Genomic DNA, 17,342 nt, shown 5'->3' on the forward strand with positions numbered 1-17,342 from the left:
ATGAGTCGATGCACCTGAACTTCGGGATCGACGTGATCAACCAGATCAAAATCGAAAACCCACACCTGTGGGATGCCGACATGAAGGAAGAAGCGACCCAGATGATCCTGCAAGGGACCCAGCTGGAAATCGAATACGCACGCGACACCATGCCGCGCGGCGTGTTGGGCATGAACGCGGCGATGATGGAGGACTACCTCAAGTTCATCGCCAACCGTCGCCTGTCGCAGATCGGCTTGAAAGAAGAATACCCAGGGACCACTAACCCGTTCCCGTGGATGAGCGAGATCATGGACTTGAAGAAAGAGAAGAACTTCTTTGAGACCCGGGTGATCGAGTATCAGACTGGTGGGGCGTTGAGCTGGGATTGATCCAATGCTATCGCCGGTTTGCCGGCGATAGCGATCTATCAGGCGCCACGCATCAGTTCGAGACTTGCTCAAGAAAGATCAGTTTCAGGGGTTCCTGGAGCAAGTCATCCGCCGTGGCGGCAAAGCGCTGGAAGTACGGCATTGCGAAATGCGCATCGAGGGCCGCCTGGTTTTTGAACGCTTCACGCATATAGAACGTGCCCGGCTCATCACGCAGTTCGAACAACACGTAATCCAGGTTGCCAGGCTCGGTGCGGGTTGGCTCGACCAAGGCCAGCAGGCCTGCCTTGAGTGCTTGTTCCTGGCCTGGCTTGGCCTTGAGTACGGCGATGGATATCAAAGGTTTGGTCATGCTGGCGACTCCGTTGGTAGGTTGGCTGGCACATGCAGCGAGCATCATACACAGCGATAAGCCCATGGCTTTGATCAGGGTGGTCATTGGAAATCCTCAAGCACAATCTTGCCCCGCGCCTTGCCGCTTTCGACCAGGGCATGGGCGCTGCGCATGTTGGCCGCGTTGATCGCACCGAAATGTGCGCCCAGGGTGGTGTGCAACACGCCCTGGTCGATCAGTTGTGCAACCCGGTTGAGCAGGTGGTGTTGCTGGATCATATCCGCCGTTTCAAACAACGAGCGGGTGAACATCAGTTCCCAGTGCAAGGACAAGGATTTGAGCTTGAGCGGCATCACATCCAGGCTGGCGGGATCGTCGATCAACCCCAGCCGCCCTTGTGGGCGCAGCACTTCGACCAGTTGCGGCAGGTACTCCTCGGTATGCGTGAGGCTGGCGACATGGCTGACCGCGTCAATGCCCAACGCTTGGAGCTGGGCCAGCATCGGCCGGCGATGGTCGATCACATGATGGGCCCCCATGCGCTGGACCCACCCAATGGTTTCCGGGCGCGAAGCCGTGCCGATCACCGTCATGTTGGTGAGTTGACGGGCCAGTTGCACCAGGATCGAACCCACGCCGCCGCCAGCACCCACCACCAGCAGCACATCGCCCTCGCCGCCGCCTTCGGTCACGCCCAGGCGGTCGAACAGCAGCTCCCAGGCGGTGATCGAGGTCAGCGGCAAGGCGGCGGCGTGCGCCGCATCCAGTGTGCGCGGACGATGGCCGACGATGCGCTCATCAACCACCTGGAACTCGCTGTAGCTGCCGGAGCGGATCAGGGAGCCGGCGTAGTACACCGCGTCGCCCGGTTTGAACAGGGTCACGTCGGCGCCCACCTGGCGCACGATGCCCGCCGCGTCCCAGCCGAGGATTTTCGGCTCCTTGGCAAAGGTGCCGGAACGCACCTTGGTATCGACCGGGTTGACCGCCACGGCCTGCACTTCCACCAGCAGGTCCCGAGGGCCCGGCTGGGGGGCTTCGATATTCACATCAATCAGCGAGCGCGGGTCGTCGATGGGCAGGCCATGCTCGGTAAAGGTAATTGCTTTCATGGGAACTCACGAGTGATGAGGGGCGATGGCCCTCGATGGCTTGCATCTTTACCGTTCCCAGGGAGAAGAAAAATCGACAAAATGCAGCAACACTTTCATTTTTGGAGTGAAAATGATCCGCATCGATGATCTCGGGCTGTTTCTGCGCAGCGCCGCCCTGGGCAGTTTCACCGCCGCGGCCGTGGAGGCCAACCTGTTGCCGGGCCAGGTCGCGGCGGCGATCAAGCGCCTGGAGCGGGAGCTGGAGGTACGCCTGTTTACCCGCACCACCCGCAGCCTGCGCCTGAGCGCCGAGGGCGAACAGTACCTGCCCACCGCCCGTGGCGTGCTGGAGCAATTGGAGCTGGGCCGCGAACGCTTGCGCGGCGATGACGCGCCACTGCGTGGCACCTTGCAGATCGCCGCGCCGTCGGACCTGGGGCGCAATATCCTGCTGCCGATGCTCACCGAGTTTCGCCGCCAGCACCCTGAGTTGAGCTTGCGCTTTCTGGTGTCGGACCAGGTCACCAACCTGTTTCGCGACCCGGTGGACGTGGCTCTGCGTTATGGCTGGAACGAGGACGCCAATTACATCGCCCTGCCCCTGGCACCCTGGAACCGCCGGGTGCTGGTGGCATCACCGGACTACGTGGCGCGCCACGGCACACCGACATCCGTCGACGACCTGACCCGGCACCCGTGCCTGCTCTACCTGCAAAACGGCCGCCTGCATGACCGCTGGGAGCTAGGCGAACAGACCGTGCAAGTCACCGGCCCCCTGTTCAGTGACGACGCCGATGTGGTGCGGCGCTGGGCCGTCGCCGGTGAAGGCATCGCCTACAAGACCTGGCTGGATGTGTATGCCGATGTGCAGGCCCAGCGCCTGGTGGTGCTGTTGCCGGAGATTCCCGGGGATGTGTACCCCTTGAGCTTCGCCTGCCCCCATCGCGGGCAGATGTCGCGGGCGGTCACCCAGTTGTATCAGTGGTTGAACCAGCAGTTCAGCGCTCTGCAGCGCCTTTGAACCCTTTTGTAGTGAATTAGGAAAGACGCGGTTTTTATGCCCAATCAAACCATCAAGACGCCGTGCGTCGGCCTGTGTTCCACAGTGTATGGCGACCTGGTGTGCCGTGGCTGCAAGCGCTATCACCATGAAGTCATTCAGTGGAATGGCTACAGCGCCGAGGAAAAACAAGCGGTCTGGCTGCGCCTTGAGCAGTTGCTGGTGCAGGTCATGACCAGCAAGCTGGAGGTGTTTGACCCGGCGCGCCTGCGCCAGCAACTGGAAGAGCGCAAGATCCGTTTTATGCCGCACCAGTCGCCTTATTGCTGGGCCTATCAACTGATTGCCCGGGGCGCGCGGGTGATTTCCAGGCTGGATGCGTATGGCTTGGCGTTGCTGCCGGAGTTTCGCGAGCGGCACCTGGCGGATTTGCGTGATGCGATTGATCGGGAGTTTTTCCTGCTGTCGCAGGCGCATTACCAACGCTACATCGCGCCGGATTTTTTGCGCGAGGCGTTTGGGCCGGCGTTGATTGCTACCCTCTAAAGCACACCCAAAACCCCCTGTGGGAGCGGGTTTGTGTGGGAGCGGGCTTGCTCGCGAAGGCGGTGGGTCAGTCACCTATGCACCAACTGACACTACGCCTTCGCGAGCAAGCACGCTCCCACATTTGGTCCTCATTTACCTTGAGGTGTCAGTGAGTCCACGACGCCGCACGCTCGGTGTGCAGGCCGTATCGCTCAATCGCCCGCTGACACACCTGCGCCTCCAGGCTGCCCTGTTCCACCAGGGCGGCCAGCGCGGCGAGCACGATGTGGTGGCGGTCCACCTCGAAGAAATCGCGCAACGCCGCACGGGTGTCGCTGCGCCCGAAGCCATCGGTGCCGAGCACGGTGTAGTGGGCCCCCAGGTAGGAACCGATCATCTGCGGCACCGCCCGCACGTAGTCCGAGACGGCAATCACCGGCGCGCCGTCGGGCAGGCAGGTCGCCAGGTGGCTGCACTGTGGGCTTTGCAGTGGATGCAGGCGGTTCCAGCGCTCCACCTCACGCGCATCGCGGGCCAGTTCGCTGAAGCTGGTCACGCTGAATACCTCGCTGTCGATCTGCCAATCGTCCGCCAGTAACTGCGCGGCGGCCTGGGCCTCGCGCACCAGGGTGCCGGAGCCGAGCAGGCGCACCTTGGCCCCGGCACTGCCCTCAAGGCGGTACATGCCCTTGATAATCGCCGCCTCGACGCCTTCGGGCAGGGTCGGTTGCGGGTAGTTTTCGTTCATCAGGGTCACGTAGTAGAACTCGTCCACATCGTGCTCAAGCATCTGGCGCATGCCGTGGTCGAGAATCACCGCAAATTCGCCGGCAAACGCCGGGTCGTAAGCACGGCAGTTGGGCACGGTCGCGGCCATCAGGTGGCTGCTGCCGTCCTGGTGCTGCAGGCCCTCGCCGCCCAAGGTGGTGCGCCCCGCCGTGGCGCCGAGCAAAAAGCCGCGGGCGCGCTGGTCGGCGGCGGCCCAGATCAGGTCGCCCACGCGCTGGAAACCGAACATCGAGTAGTAGATGTAGAACGGCAGCATGCGCAAGCCATGCACCGAGTAGCTGGTGGCCGCCGCGACCCAGGAACTGATAGCGCTGGCTTCACTGATGCCTTCCTCAAGGATCTGCCCGTCGGTGGCTTCGCGATAGCTGAGGATCGAACCGATGTCTTCCGGCTCGTAGCGCTGACCGACGCTGGAATAAATGCCGATCTGCTTGAACAGGTTGGCCATGCCGAAGGTGCGTGCCTCGTCGGCGACAATCGGCACGATGCGCGGGCCCAGGGCCTTGTCTTTGAGCAGGTTGCTGAGCATGCGCACAAAGGCCATGGTGGTGGACATTTCCTTGCCTTCGGCCTGGGTCGCAAAACCGCCGTAGCCACTCACTGGCGGCACAGGCACCGGTTCAGCGCTCTGGCTGCGGCTGGGCACATAACCGCCCAAGGCTGCGCGGCGCTGGTGCAGGTAGCGCATTTCGGCGCTGTCGGCGGCGGGTTTGTAGAAGCTCAGAGATTCGGTCTGCTCGTCGCTCAGGGGCAACTGGAAGCGGTTGCGAAAGCCGATCAGCGCGTCGCGATCGAGTTTTTTCTGCTGGTGGGTGGTCATCTTGCCCTGCCCGGCCTCGCCCATGCCAAAGCCTTTCTTGGTCTGGGCCAGGATTACCGTAGGGCGCCCCTTGACCCGCCGCGCGGCGTGATAGGCAGCATGGATTTTCAGCATGTCGTGGCCGCCGCGCTTGAGACGGTCGATCTGCTCATCGCTCAAGCCGGCCGCCAGCTTGGCCAGGGATTCATTTTGGCCAAAGAAGTGCTCGCGGTTATAGGCACCGTCCTTGGCGGCAAAGGTCTGGAACTGCCCGTCCACGGTCTGGGACAAGGTGCGCACCAACGCGCCGTCCTCATCCTTGGCCAGCAAGGCGTCCCAGTCCGAACCCCACACCAGCTTGATCACGTTCCAACCGGCACCGGCAAACAGTGCCTCCAGCTCATCGATGATCCGGCCATTACCGCGCACCGGGCCATCGAGGCGTTGCAGGTTGCAGTTGACCACCCAGGTCAGGTTGTCCAGGCCTTCGCGGGCGGCCAGGGTCAGGGCTGACATGCTTTCCGGCTCGTCCATCTCGCCATCGCCGAACACACCCCAGACGTGCCGGTCGGTGGTGTCCTGCAAGCCGCGATGGTGCAGGTAACGCATAAAGCGCGCCTGGAAAATCGAGCTGATCGGGCCTATGCCCATGGAGCCCGTGGGGAACTGCCAGAAGTCCGGCATCAACCACGGGTGCGGATAGCTCGACAGGCCACGGGCGCCGGCCTTGACCGCGCCCAGCTCCTGGCGATAGTGGGCCAGGTCCTGCTCGCTCAGGCGCCCCTCAAGAAAGGCCCGCGCGTAAATACCGGGCGCGGAATGCGGCTGGTAGAACACCAGGTCGCCGCCAACGTTGTCGTGACGGGCACGGAAAAAATGGTTGAAACCCACCTCGAACAGGTCCGCCGCGCTGGCATAGCTGGCGATATGGCCACCCAACTCGCCATAGGCCTGGTTGGCACGCACCACCATGGCCAGGGCGTTCCAGCGCACCAGCGAGGCCAGGCGCTCTTCGGTGGCCAGGTCGCCGGGAAAGTGTGGCTGCTGGTCTACGGCGATGCTGTTGATGTAGGGCGTGCCATGGCGCGGTTTCCAACCGATGGCTGGCGTATTGCCGGCATCGGCCAGCATATCGAGGATCTCCCGCGCGCGCTCCGGGCCGGCATGGCGTACCAGGGAGTCCAGGGCGTCGCGCCACTCGGTGAGCTCCTGCTGGTCAATGGCTGTTTGATTGACTGTCTTTACGAAACCGTTCATGGGCACCTCCGAGCTGTTTTTTCCAGTTTATGTCTGCCCAAAAGGATTTTTTGACTATTCTGGGTAGGTCAAAGGACGATTTGCAGCACAAAACGCTTAAACATGGCTGATTAAAAGCACGTTGTGCTTCCTTCACCTGAGTCAACGCAATTGTGTTTAAAATGCCGCCCGTTTAATGATCGACGCTGCCCGATGACCCCAGACGCCCTCGCCCTGCTCCACACTCACTTGCTGACCGCCCTGCGTGACGTGCCGGTGGAAACCCGTCGCCTGTTCCACGGCCGGGGTCGTTGCTGGCCGGGGCTGGAGCAGTTGACCGTGGATTGGCTGCAAGGCGTGGTGCTGGTTTCGTTGTTCAAGGAGCCTGAGCCCGCGCAACTGCAAGCCTTGCAACACCAACTGCGCGAGCTCTGCGAAAGCCGCGAATGGCAACAGGCCGGCGCCCACACTCTGGCCCTGCAACATCGCTACTTGCCGCAAAGCACCACCGAATGGCTGTGGGGCGAGAGGATCGAGGAATTGACCATCACCGAAGGCGGCCTGCGTTATCGCATCGACCTGGGCAAAAAGCAGAACAGCGGGCTGTTTCTGGATATGCGCTACGGCCGCAACTGGGTGCGCGAACACGCCCGTGGCTTGCGGGTGCTGAACCTGTTTGCCTATACCTGCGGGTTTTCCGTGGCCGCCATCGAGGGCGGGGCCGAGCATGTGGTCAACCTGGATATGGCCCGTGGCGCCCTGAGCCGGGGTCGCGACAATCACCGGCTCAATGGCCATGACCTGGGCAAGGTGAGCTTCCTGGGGCATGACTTGTTCAAGTCCTGGGCGAAAGTCACCAGCAGCGGCCCCTATGACCTGGTGATCATCGACCCGCCGTCATTTCAGAAAGGCAGCTTCCTGCTGACCAAGGACTACCAGCGCGTGCTGCGTCGCCTGCCCGACCTGCTGACACCCCAAGGCACGGTCTTGGCCTGCATGAATGACCCGGCGCTGGGCGAAGACTTCCTGATCGAGGGCGTCACCCGCGAAGCGCCGGGGCTGCGTTTTGAGCAGCGCCTGGCAAACCCGCCGGAATTTCCCGACATTGATCCGCAAAGTGGTCTGAAGGCCCTGGTGTTCCGTCAGGGCTGATGCCGAATCCTTCTGCGCTTGCTACGCTCAACCTAAGGCCTTGGTGGTGAACCTTATCCCCTCCTTCCCGGTCGATACCTGCATCCCTTGGCCAGATTCGACGCTCAACCGCCGTCGGCTGCCCCGTTTCACCTTTTGGAGAACGCCCCTGTGATATCGACCCTGCATGTAGCCAGACTCAAAGCCTGGGGCGCCCATGGCTTTACCGCCACCGGCGTGGTGCTGGCCTTCCTTGCGACGCTGGCGCTGCTGGAGAACCAACCCAAGGCCTGCCTGCTGTGGCTGGGCCTGGCGTTGATTGTGGATGGCGTGGACGGGTCGCTGGCGCGGCGGGTCAATGTGCAGACCGTGCTGCCAAGCTTCGATGGCTCGGTACTGGACCTGGTGATTGACTACCTGACGTATGTGTTTATCCCGGCGCTGTTTATCTACCGCTATATCGACCTGCCGGACTTCACCCACCTGTTCACCGTCTCGGTGATCCTGGTGTCGTCGTTGTTCTGCTTCTGCAACGTCAATATGAAGAGCAAGGACAACTACTTCCAGGGCTTCCCCGCAGCCTGGAATGTGGTGGCGCTGTGTGTCTACATTATCGACCCGGACGCCTGGATAACCTTGGCCACAGTGATCGGCCTGGCGCTGCTGACGGTGACGCCGATGAAGTTCCTGCACCCGTTCCGGGTCAAGCGCTTTATGCCGATCAATATTGCGGTGACTACGGTGTGGCTGCTGTGCAGCCTGTTGCTGGTGATCGACCAGCCGTACACCAACAAGCTGACCATGGGCTTGTGGTTGTTGATGTCGGCGTATTTCCTGGGGATTTGTATCTGGCGTACGGCGATGGAGTGGTTGGATAAATCGCGCAAGGCATAACCCGTGAAGTGTTGTGGCGAGCCGCCCTCGCCACAGCACCCCAGCGCAAGACCGGCAGTCAGAACGCCAGTTTGAAACCAATCAACCCCAGCATCACCGCCAGGCACGGACGCAGCAGCTCATCCGGCACCCGGCCGGACATATGGCTGCCGAAGTAGATACCCGGCAGCGAGCCCATCAGCAAGAACCCCAGCAAATGCCAGTCCATATTACCCATGCTCGCATGCCCGAGGCCCGCGACCAGGGTCAGAGGGACTGCGTGGGCGATTTCGGTGCCCACCAGGCGCTTGGTGGCCAAAAACGGGTACAGGATAAACAGCGCCACGGTGCCCAGGGCGCCGGCACCGATGGAGGTCAGGGCAACCATGGTGCCGAGGATCGCCCCAGTGAATACCGTCAACCCATTCAGGTTGCGCGGGCTCATATGGTAGTTGTCGCCCGCATGGCGCTGGGCAAAGGCCAACAATCGCTTCTTGAACAGAATCGCCAGGGCCGTCAGCAACAGCACCACACCCAGGGCTTGCTTGATTACTTCGTTCATCGCGCTGGGATCGGTATGCAGGCTCTTGAGGAACCACAGCGTCAGCAACACCGCCGGCACACTGCCCAGGGTCAGCCAGCCGGTGATGGTCCAGTCGATGTTCTTGTTCTTGCCATGCACCAGCACCCCACCGGATTTGGTGATGGCGGCATACAGCAGGTCGGTACCCACGGCGGTCGCCGGGTTGATGCCGAACCACAGCAGGATCGGGGTCATCAACGACCCTCCACCGACGCCGGTCATGCCGACGATAAAACCAACAATCAGGCCCGCCACCACAAAACCAAAATTACCCACATCCATTACAGCTACCTGCGGCCTTATAAAATTCTGGCGGCAGCATAGCGATTTTTCTTATAACTACTTATATCAATACGATCTGACTTTATTCCTTTTGTGTTTTGCAGATTTATTTGCCGCGCCGTGCATCCAATCGGCCACGCCGTGAGTAGTACAGGAAGCAGCCGCAGCGCTGCTCAGCTGTTCACCCTTACGGAGAGACACCGATGAACGCTAAACCCCTGCTCTGCCTGACCTGCCTGCTGATTGCCGCACCGGCGGCCTTTGCCCAGACCAGCCTGCCTGACAGCATCAAGGTGCCGGACGGGCACAAGCTGATCCTGGAAACCACCGGTGTCGGCGAAATCACCTACGAATGCCGCGACAAGGCCAACGCTGCCGGCCAGACCGAATGGGTCTTTGTCGGCCCCAAGGCGGTGCTCAACGATCGTAGCGGTAAGCAAGTGGGTACCTACTTCGGCCCGCCTGCCACCTGGCAGGCCAAGGACGGTTCGAAAGTCACCGGCACCCAACTGGCCGTGGCGCCGTCCAGCGCCGGCAACCTGCCCTATCAGTTGGTCAAGGCCAATCCGGCTGAAGGCCAGGGTGCCATGACCGGCGTCAGCTATATCCAGCGCGTGGCGCTCAAGGGTGGCGTGGCGCCGAGTGCCGAATGCAGCACCGCCACCAAGGGCCAGCAGCAAGTGGTGAAGTACCAGGCGGACTACCTCTTCTGGGCGGCCAAATGACTCGCCCGGCCAGAAAACTCGTCTAAGCTGCTGCGATAGCACCCCGGCCACTCTGGGCCGGGGGTTGACCCTGAAATGGCGGCCCCAGTCCTTGCCCGAACTTCTCTTTGACTATGAAGCCTGCCTGTTGGCCTGCGCCCGTGGCGAACAGCAAGCCTTGCGTCAGTTGTATGAACACGATTGCGCCCGTCTGCTCGGCGTGGCCAAGCGCATCGCACGGGACACGGCCCTGGCAGAGGACATCGTGCATGAGGCATTTATCAACATCTGGAACGGCGCCAGCGGGTTCGACCCGCGCCGGGGTTCGGCCCGTGGCTGGGTGTACAGCGTGACCCGGCATATGGCGCTCAACGTTATGCGTAAAAGTCAGCGTGAGGTCGCGCTCAGTGATGAGCACGAACGCACACTGGTGGCTGAGCCCACGGCCGAGCACTTCGAGTACCGCGCCCGCAGCGGCAAGGTTTATCAGTGCCTGGAGCATCTGGAACCGTCGCGTCGCAGTTGCCTGTTGCATGCGTATGTCGATGGCCTGTCCCACAGTGAAATCGCACAGAAACTGGACACCCCGCTGGGGACTGTCAAAGCCTGGATCAAACGCAGCCTCGCGGCCTTGCGTGAGTGCATGGCATGACACCCGACGAATTGGACGAACTGGCCAGCGAATACGTGCTGGGGACCTTGGCCGCAGATCAACGTTTGCAGGTGCAGCAACGCCTGGAACACGACGCGCCCTTGCGCGCGGCGGTGGATGCCTGGGAACAGCGCCTGCTGCCCCTGACCGAACTGGCCGAGCCGCTGGCGCCGTCGCGCTACCTGTGGCGACGCATTGAACGCAGCCTGGGCCATCACACCCTGGGCGATGCGCGGTCGATGCCGTGGTGGAACCTGCTCGCCCTGTGGCGTGGCCTGGCCGGTGCAGGCTTGTTGGCCAGTCTGGTGCTGGCCACACTGCTGCTGACCCGCCCCGCCGCCGTCAACCCGACCGCCTACGTGGTGGTGCTGATGGCGCCACAGAGCCAGGCGCCGGGCTGGGTGATCCAGGCCAGCAACGATCAGCAAATCCAGCTGATCCCCCTGGGCGTGGTGCAGATACCGGCAGACAAGGCGCTGGAGTTCTGGACCAAGGGTGATGACTGGCAAGGCCCGGTTTCGCTTGGGTTGGTCAAGCCGGGGCAAAGCCTGTCGATCCCCCTGGATAAACTGCCGCCGCTGGCGCCCAACCAACTGTTCGAGCTGACCCTGGAAGGCCCCAATGGCTCGCCGACCGGCAAGCCGACCGGGCCGATCCAGGCGATTGGCCGTGCGGTAAAGGTGATCTAGCACTGGATTAAAACGCCGACTCGCGCCATCCTCCGCGTTTTACGCCGCCTTATCTGCGGCGCTTGACGCTCAAAGGATATGTTCATGCACGACCACGCCCTCGCCCCTGCCGATTTCGAGTTCATCGAAGACATTCTGCTCAAATACGGCGACGACAACTCGGTGTTGAACCTGGCCGAGCTCGACGGCTACTTCACGGCCCTGGTGTCCGGCCCGGCGCCGGTGGACGTTGCCATCTGGTTCCCGGCCATCTGGGGTGGGCAGGTCCCGGCCTGGGAAAGCAAGGAAGAACTCGGGCAGTTTATCGACCTGTGCACGCGCCATCTCAACCGCCTTGCCCTGCAGTTGGCCAGCGATGCCCAGGGTTTTGAGGCACGCTTTGAACAAACCGAACACCAGGACCAGCCGCTGACCCTCGCCGAGGAGTGGTGCTTTGGCTATATCCGTGGCGCCGCGATCAGCGAATGGCCGCCCCTGCCGAGCGAACAGGCGGCACAGTTGGAAGCCATCTCCTGGTGCGCCGAGCAGGACAACTTCGAATTGCCGGCCGACCTGGATGTCGCCGCCCATCAGCAGCAGGTGGCGCGCATCGAACCAGCCGCCAGGGCCTTGCATGCCTATTGGCTGAGCCAGCGCGGTTAAACCTGCGCCACGATTTGACCCTGCCGTGCCGGATGGTCGATTATTCGTTTCCGCCAGCCGGCCACTCCCAGCCACCGCGCCTTGAATCAGGAGCCTTGTACCTTGAGTTCGCAGAAAACCGTGACCGTGACACCGCCCAACTTTCCATTGCACGGCAAGGTAGCGCCTCCCGGCTCCAAATCCATTACCAACCGCGCCCTGTTGCTGGCGGCCCTGGCCAAGGGCACCAGCCGCCTGAGCGGCGCGCTGAAAAGCGACGACACCCGACATATGTCCGTGGCCTTGCGCCAGATGGGCGTGACCATTGATGAGCCGGATGACGTGACCTTTGTCGTCACCGGCCACGGCAAACTGCAACTACCGGCGCAACCCCTGTTCCTGGGCAACGCCGGCACCGCAATGCGCTTTCTTACGGCCGCCGTGGCGACCGTGGAAGGCAGCGTGGTACTGGATGGCGACGCGTACATGCAAAAGCGCCCGATCGGCCCGCTACTGGCGACCCTGAACCAGAACGGCATCCAGGTTGAAAGCCCCACCGGCTGCCCGCCCGTGACCGTGCATGGGCGCGGCAAGGTGCAGGCCAAGCGCTTCGAGATCGACGGCGGCCTGTCCAGTCAGTACGTGTCGGCGCTGTTGATGCTCGCGGCGTGCGGCGAGGCCCCTATCGAGGTGGCCCTGACCGGCAAGGATATTGGCGCCCGTGGCTATGTCGACCTGACCCTGGATTGCATGCGCGCGTTCGGCGCCCAGGTGGACGTGGTCAACGACAGCACCTGGCGCGTGGCCCCCACCGGCTACACCGCCAACGATTATCTGATCGAACCCGACGCTTCGGCGGCCACCTACCTATGGGCGGCTGAAGTACTCACGGGCGGCAGCATCGACCTGGGCGTCGCGGCCCAGGACTTCACCCAGCCCGACGCCAAGGCCCAGGCCGTGATCGCGCAATTCCCGCAGATGCCGGCCACAGTGGTCGGCTCGCAGATGCAGGACGCCATCCCGACCCTCGCAGTGCTGGCGGCGTTCAACAACACCCCGGTGCGGTTCACCGAACTGGCCAACCTGCGGGTCAAGGAATGCGACCGCGTCCAGGCCCTGCATGACGGCCTCAACGAGATCCGCCCGGGGCTGGCGACCATCATCGGTGACGACTTGCTGGTGGCCAGCGATCCGGCGTTGGCGGGCACTGCGTGCACCGCACTGATCGACACCCACGCCGACCACCGCATCGCCATGTGCTTTGCGCTGGCAGGCCTGAAAGTCTCGGGCATCAGGATTCAGGACCCGGACTGCGTGGGCAAGACCTATCCTGAGTACTGGAACGCCCTGGGCAGCCTGGGCGTGCAACTGACCTACTAAGCCGTCAGCACCAGCGTGGGGAGGGAGTGATCATGACAATTCGCCAACCCTGCCCACCGGCTGTGTGTGACTGCGAGCGCGAGCAACTGCTCGAGGCCCCCGGTGCCGACCAGCGCATCCTGCAACTGACCCGCCAGGAAGAAAAAAAGCTGCTCGAACGCCTGGAAAACCTGCAAAGCCTGGCCGACCTGGAACGCATGCAACACCTGATGCACCAGCAACTGGGCATCCGCGTGCATATCGCCCCGGGGCATACCGAAGTCAAAAGCATGCGCGGGATCCAGATCGTCATCGACGACCTGCCGGGGCTGTGTCGCAAGACGCGGCAGTCGATTCCGGCAGCCATTCGCAAAGGGATGGAGAAACGGCCGGAGATTGCTTATCGGTTGCTGGATGCCCATGACCTGTTTCGCGACAGCCCGCCGTTGTTGTGAGCAACGGGCTTGATCAGACCCGTTGCCACAACAGCCGCCGATCAGGCCAAGCGGTTTTGCACAAACACCTGGGCCTTGCGCGCCATCTGATCGAAATGCCGGTCTCGCTGTTTCTCGGCGTCGATCATCGCGCGCTTGCCGTGTTTGTTTAGCAAATAGGTATGAATCTGCCGCACTTCCAGGGAGCTGTAGATCGACGCCACATCCAACACGCCCATCAGGCCATCGGTGCTGTAGTCACGGGTATTCATCAATACCTGAGTGCCTCGCACGCCGCGCACCTGAAAGCCCATGGCTTCGAACGCCGGGACTTTTTCCACCGCGCAGGTCAGTTCGCCATGGGGGTAACGGCCGAGCATGTCGTCCATCATCGCCCGCGCCACGCCCTGGCGGCGGTGGCTGGCATGCACGGCCATATAGGTCACGCCGCAAGCCTCAGGATCGTCCTTGACCGGCAGGTACAGCAGGAAGCCAATGACCTTGGCCGGATCCTGCTCATCCATCGCGACAATCAGCTCAACCGCAATGCCCTTGCCCCCGCCCAACGCTTCCAGGTACAGGTGCACTTCGTAGCCGATTGCATATTGGTAGATGTTGTACAGCAGGTTGCTCGGCGGGATGGCGACCATGCTGATATCGGTCAGGTAGTCGACCACCATCTGCAGAATCTGGCTGTTGACCGGCTCGGGGCATGGGCTTGCGTAGTGGGTAAGGGTGAACATCGAATTCCTGTTTCCTGGTATTTCGCATCAAGGCTGGCGGGATTGTACCCGTTCTGCGCCACACACCTCGCGCAAACAGCCACGCAACCAGCGATGCGCGAGGTCGGCATCCAGGCGTGGATGCCAGAGCATCGCCACGCTGAACTCCGGGACGTCGACCGGCAGGGCAAAGCTGAACAGGCCATCGCGCAGGCCATGGGTATAACGCTCAGGGACGCTGGCGATCAGGTCGGTCCTTTGCGCCAGTGCCACGGCGGTGGAGAACCCGGTGACGATGGTCGCCACGTCACGCGTGAGGTGCAAGGCCTCAAGGGCATCGTCGATCTGCCCGCGCTCGCGCCCGCGCCGGGACACGTAGATATGCCGGCCGGCGGCGTAGCGTGCAGGGGTGATGGGCCCCTGGCTCAGTGGATGGCCGGCGCGGACCACGCCGATAAAGCGGTCGCGAAACAGTAACTGGGTCAGCACTTCGGGGTTGGCCGTGCTATCGACCACGCCGGTTTCCAGGTCCACGCCGCTGTCGCGCAGCGGTGTGCCGGGCTTATGCACAAAGTGCAGGCGTACGCCGGGCGCCTGCGCGGCGATATGGGCCAGCAGCGCCGGGCCAAAACTCTCGACAAACCCTTCGCTGGTGCGCAGCACAAAGGTCCGCTGCAGGCCCTTGAGGTCCAGGACCTGCAGCGGACGCAGCAGCGCTTCGGCATCCTGTACCAGTTGGCTGACCCGTTCGCGCAGTTCCAGGGCGCGTGGCGTCGGCACCAGGCCTCGGCCGGCGCGCACCAGCAACGGGTCACCGGTGGTTTCACGCAGCCGCGCCAACGCCCGGCTCATGGCCGAGGGGCTCAGGCCCAGGCGCTGGGCGGCACGGGCGACGCTGCCTTCTGCGAGCAGCACGTCCAGGGTGACCAACAGGTTGAAATCGGGAAGCGACACGGCGGCAATCCTCATCAGGCGTTTTACGCAGGTATAGAGTGCAACTGCTGCGTCTTCCGCCATGCTAGGCGAGACCATAGAGTGCGGGCAACGACTAGGTGCAGCACAAGGAAAATCCCATGACGTCCCCTACCCCACGCGGCGCGCTCGCCGGTTTATCGTTGTGCATGCTCCTGGCTGCACTGGGCACCAGCATTGCCAATGTCGGCCTGCCGCAGATGGCCGAGGGCTTTACGGCAGCCTTTGCAGCGGTGCAATGGGTGGTGCTGAGTTATCTGCTGGCGATCACGGCCGTGCTGGTTGGTGTGGGCCGCCTGGGGGATCGGTTCGGCCATCGACGCCTGCTGCTGGCGGGTGTGGCGGTCTTCGCCGTGGCATGCGCCCTGTGCAGCGCCGCGCCCTCCCTCGGTGCGTTGGTCGCGGCGCGGGCGCTGCAAGGGCTCGGCGCAGCGACCATGATGGCAATGACCATGGCGCTGGTCACCGCCACCGTGCCCAAGGAGCAGACCGGGCGCATCATGGGTTTGCTGGGAACGATGTCGGCGGTGGGTACCGGCTTGGGGCCGGCCATTGGTGGCGCACTGATTGCGGCGTCGGGCTGGCGCGCGCTGTTCCTGGTGATGCTGCCGTTGGCCGCCCTGGCGTTCGTGCTGGTGCAGCGCACACAGGCCGACAGAGATCCGCCACCACCCGCTGGCGGCCGCGTCAGTGTCTTCTCGGCACTCCATGACCGAGCCCTGGGCGCCGGGCTTGGCATGAGTACGCTGGTGGCGGCCGTGATGATGACCACCCTGGTCGCCGGGCCGTTTTACCTGAGCCATGGCCTAGGGCTGCATCCCACGCCAATGGGCCTGGCCATGGCTGTCGGCCCGTGCGTCGCGGCGCTCGCGGGCATACCGGCCGGGCGCCTGACCGACCGCTGGGGCAGCTATGCCACGACGCTTGGCGGCCTGTTGTGCATGCTCGCCGGCTGCTTGATGTTGGTGTTGCTGCCCTTGGGCGCTGCAGGTTATATCGGCGCGCTGGTGATCCTCACCCTGGGCTACGCGCACTTTCAGGCGGCCAACAACACAGCGGTAATGAGCAATCTGTCGGCGGACCGACGCGGCGTGATCGCGGGCTGGCTGAACCTGTCGCGCAATCTGGGCCTGATTATCGGCGCCTGGGCCCTGGGCGCGGTGTTTGCCTGGGGCACTGGCGATCTCCAGTCAGCCCTCCCCGCAGCAGTCGGCCAAGGCTTGCGCGTGACCTTTGCGGTGGCCGCAGGGCTGGTTGTGCTGGCGCTGCTGCTGGCCTTGGGGCGCCAGGTAAAAACGCTGCAAGCCACAGCGGCGCCTTGACAAGGGAAAATCGTAACAGCTATTGTCTGACAACCTGATCACCTAGGTTTTGCCATGCTTGAGCTTCAGCGTCCAGATTCCCTCGTTGTGCGTGTTGTCAGCGCCATACGGGCCGAGATTGACTCCGGACAACTGGCGCCCGAGTCGCGCCTGCCCACCGAGCAGCAATTGGCGGAACAGTTGAATGTCAGCCGTTCGGTGGTGCGCGAGGCGATTGCCCAGCTCAAGGCCGATGGTGTGCTGACCGCCCGCCGTGGCCTGGGCTCGTTTATTTCGCAGACCCCGGCCGGTACGGTGTTCCGCTTTCCGGAAAAGAATGGCCGACGCCCTGACCTCGCGCAAATGTTCGAAGTGCGCCTGTGGATCGAAACCCAGGCGGCCTCCATTGCCGCCCAACGCCGGGACGCCGACGACCTGCAACGCATGAAACGTGCCCTGCAGGAAATGCACGACAAGCGCGCCGACTTTGAGGCCGCTGCACTGGCCGACGTGGAGTTTCACCGGGCTATCGCCGACGCCAGCAAAAACGAGTATTTCGTCGCCTTCCACGACTTTCTGCGCAGCCAGTTGGCCAGCGCACGCAAGACCGCCTGGGAAAACTCGGCGTCGCGCTTTGCCAGCGGCTCGGCGGATGCCACCCAGGAACACCAGGCGTTGTACCAGGCCATCGTCGACGCCGATCCCCAGGGCGCTGCCGCCGCCGCCGAGGCGCATTTGCGTGCCGCCGCCAAACGCTTGCAACTGGAGCTGCCGGCCACCCATTGATCCATCGAACACCTATAAAGCGTGCCCGCGGGCACGCTGTTTTTTTAACAAAAACATTAGTCTGACAACCTGATAAGCAGAC

The 17,342-nt window shown here is 62.9% G+C and carries 19 protein-coding genes; 13 read left to right on the top strand and 6 right to left on the bottom strand.

Features of this window, described 5'->3' with window-relative positions; all coding sequences use genetic code 11:
* Window positions 1–371 (top strand): ribonucleotide-diphosphate reductase subunit beta (locus HBO24_RS25930; protein WP_170060601.1); only part of this gene is annotated, 371 nt, incomplete at its 5' end.
* A 52-nt stretch (window positions 372–423) separates the two neighbouring features.
* Here HBO24_RS25930 and HBO24_RS25935 read toward each other — a convergent pair.
* Together HBO24_RS25935 and HBO24_RS25940 are read right to left on the bottom strand one after the other, a co-directional pair.
* The gene (locus HBO24_RS25935) at window positions 424–723 is read right to left on the bottom strand and encodes a putative quinol monooxygenase (protein ID WP_057441906.1); all 300 of its coding nucleotides are present in this window, start codon (window positions 721–723) and stop codon (window positions 424–426) included.
* An 83-nt stretch (window positions 724–806) separates the two neighbouring features.
* Window positions 807–1,817: a zinc-binding alcohol dehydrogenase family protein gene (locus HBO24_RS25940; protein WP_057441901.1), complete on the bottom strand. Its 1,011-nt coding sequence runs from the start codon at window positions 1,815–1,817 to the stop codon at window positions 807–809.
* 112 nt (window positions 1,818–1,929) lie between these two features.
* Here HBO24_RS25940 and HBO24_RS25945 point away from each other — a divergent pair, with 112 nt between their 5' ends.
* Together HBO24_RS25945 and HBO24_RS25950 are read left to right on the top strand one after the other, a co-directional pair.
* A complete protein-coding gene (locus HBO24_RS25945; protein WP_057441899.1) occupies window positions 1,930–2,820 on the top strand; it encodes a LysR substrate-binding domain-containing protein in 891 nt (296 codons plus the stop codon).
* 36 nt (window positions 2,821–2,856) lie between these two features.
* Window positions 2,857–3,345, top strand: coding sequence for a DUF1289 domain-containing protein (locus HBO24_RS25950; RefSeq protein ID WP_057441896.1), 489 nt, complete (start codon window positions 2,857–2,859; stop codon window positions 3,343–3,345).
* 148 nt (window positions 3,346–3,493) lie between these two features.
* Here HBO24_RS25950 and mdeB read toward each other — a convergent pair whose 3' ends face one another.
* Window positions 3,494–6,172, bottom strand: a complete 2,679-nt coding sequence (gene mdeB, locus HBO24_RS25955; protein ID WP_120732825.1) for an alpha-ketoglutarate dehydrogenase — start codon at window positions 6,170–6,172, stop codon at window positions 3,494–3,496.
* A 192-nt stretch (window positions 6,173–6,364) separates the two neighbouring features.
* Between mdeB and HBO24_RS25960 the strand changes: the two genes are divergently transcribed.
* Entirely contained in the window at window positions 6,365–7,303 is a 939-nt protein-coding gene (locus HBO24_RS25960; RefSeq protein ID WP_170060602.1) for a class I SAM-dependent methyltransferase, read from the top strand.
* A gap of 150 nt (window positions 7,304–7,453) precedes the next feature.
* Entirely contained in the window at window positions 7,454–8,176 is a 723-nt protein-coding gene (gene pcsA / locus HBO24_RS25965; RefSeq protein WP_057441892.1) for a phosphatidylcholine synthase, read from the top strand.
* Between the two features lie 58 nt (window positions 8,177–8,234).
* On the opposite strand, the gene HBO24_RS25970 is transcribed toward pcsA, so the two are convergent.
* Window positions 8,235–9,020: a sulfite exporter TauE/SafE family protein gene (locus HBO24_RS25970; protein WP_057441891.1), complete on the bottom strand. Its 786-nt coding sequence runs from the start codon at window positions 9,018–9,020 to the stop codon at window positions 8,235–8,237.
* A 203-nt stretch (window positions 9,021–9,223) separates the two neighbouring features.
* On the opposite strand from HBO24_RS25970, the gene HBO24_RS25975 reads away from it, so the two are divergent.
* The 6 genes from HBO24_RS25975 to HBO24_RS26000 all read left to right on the top strand — a co-directional run bounded on the left by HBO24_RS25975 (window position 9,224) and on the right by HBO24_RS26000 (window position 13,500).
* Entirely contained in the window at window positions 9,224–9,745 is a 522-nt protein-coding gene (locus HBO24_RS25975; RefSeq protein WP_057959536.1) for a DUF3455 domain-containing protein, read from the top strand.
* Between the two features lie 91 nt (window positions 9,746–9,836).
* Window positions 9,837–10,376 (top strand): sigma-70 family RNA polymerase sigma factor, encoded by a 540-nt coding sequence (locus tag HBO24_RS25980; protein ID WP_120732819.1) that lies wholly within the window; start codon window positions 9,837–9,839, stop codon window positions 10,374–10,376.
* Window positions 10,373–11,065 carry an anti-sigma factor gene (locus HBO24_RS25985; RefSeq protein ID WP_170060603.1) on the top strand — a complete coding sequence of 231 codons (693 nt, stop codon included), beginning with the start codon at window positions 10,373–10,375 and terminating at the stop codon, window positions 11,063–11,065. The genes HBO24_RS25980 and HBO24_RS25985 overlap by 4 nt, the downstream gene beginning before the upstream one ends.
* 84 nt (window positions 11,066–11,149) lie before the next feature.
* Complete coding sequence (locus tag HBO24_RS25990; RefSeq protein WP_115128073.1) at window positions 11,150–11,707, top strand: UPF0149 family protein; 558 nt, start codon at window positions 11,150–11,152, stop codon at window positions 11,705–11,707.
* 102 nt (window positions 11,708–11,809) lie between these two features.
* Window positions 11,810–13,066 (top strand): 3-phosphoshikimate 1-carboxyvinyltransferase, encoded by a 1,257-nt coding sequence (gene aroA, locus HBO24_RS25995; RefSeq protein WP_057441883.1) that lies wholly within the window; start codon window positions 11,810–11,812, stop codon window positions 13,064–13,066.
* 32 nt (window positions 13,067–13,098) lie between these two features.
* Window positions 13,099–13,500, top strand: coding sequence for a hypothetical protein (locus HBO24_RS26000; protein ID WP_057959531.1), 402 nt, complete (start codon window positions 13,099–13,101; stop codon window positions 13,498–13,500).
* A 41-nt stretch (window positions 13,501–13,541) separates the two neighbouring features.
* Here HBO24_RS26000 and HBO24_RS26005 read toward each other — a convergent pair whose 3' ends face one another.
* Entirely contained in the window at window positions 13,542–14,222 is a 681-nt protein-coding gene (locus tag HBO24_RS26005) for a GNAT family N-acetyltransferase (protein ID WP_057441879.1), read from the bottom strand.
* A 27-nt stretch (window positions 14,223–14,249) separates the two neighbouring features.
* Window positions 14,250–15,155: a LysR family transcriptional regulator gene (locus HBO24_RS26010; protein ID WP_170060604.1), complete on the bottom strand. Its 906-nt coding sequence runs from the start codon at window positions 15,153–15,155 to the stop codon at window positions 14,250–14,252.
* A 119-nt stretch (window positions 15,156–15,274) separates the two neighbouring features.
* Here HBO24_RS26010 and HBO24_RS26015 point away from each other — a divergent pair, with 119 nt between their 5' ends.
* Together HBO24_RS26015 and HBO24_RS26020 are read left to right on the top strand one after the other, a co-directional pair.
* The gene (locus tag HBO24_RS26015) at window positions 15,275–16,495 is read left to right on the top strand and encodes an MFS transporter (protein WP_170060605.1); all 1,221 of its coding nucleotides are present in this window, start codon (window positions 15,275–15,277) and stop codon (window positions 16,493–16,495) included.
* 54 nt (window positions 16,496–16,549) lie between these two features.
* Complete coding sequence (locus HBO24_RS26020) at window positions 16,550–17,260, top strand: FadR/GntR family transcriptional regulator (RefSeq protein WP_057959528.1); 711 nt, start codon at window positions 16,550–16,552, stop codon at window positions 17,258–17,260.
* The last annotated feature ends 82 nt before the right edge of the window (window positions 17,261–17,342 follow it).

This window comes from Pseudomonas sp. WS 5410 (assembly GCF_012985645.1).
Classification (GTDB): Bacteria; Pseudomonadota; Gammaproteobacteria; order Pseudomonadales; family Pseudomonadaceae; genus Aquipseudomonas; species Aquipseudomonas shahriarae.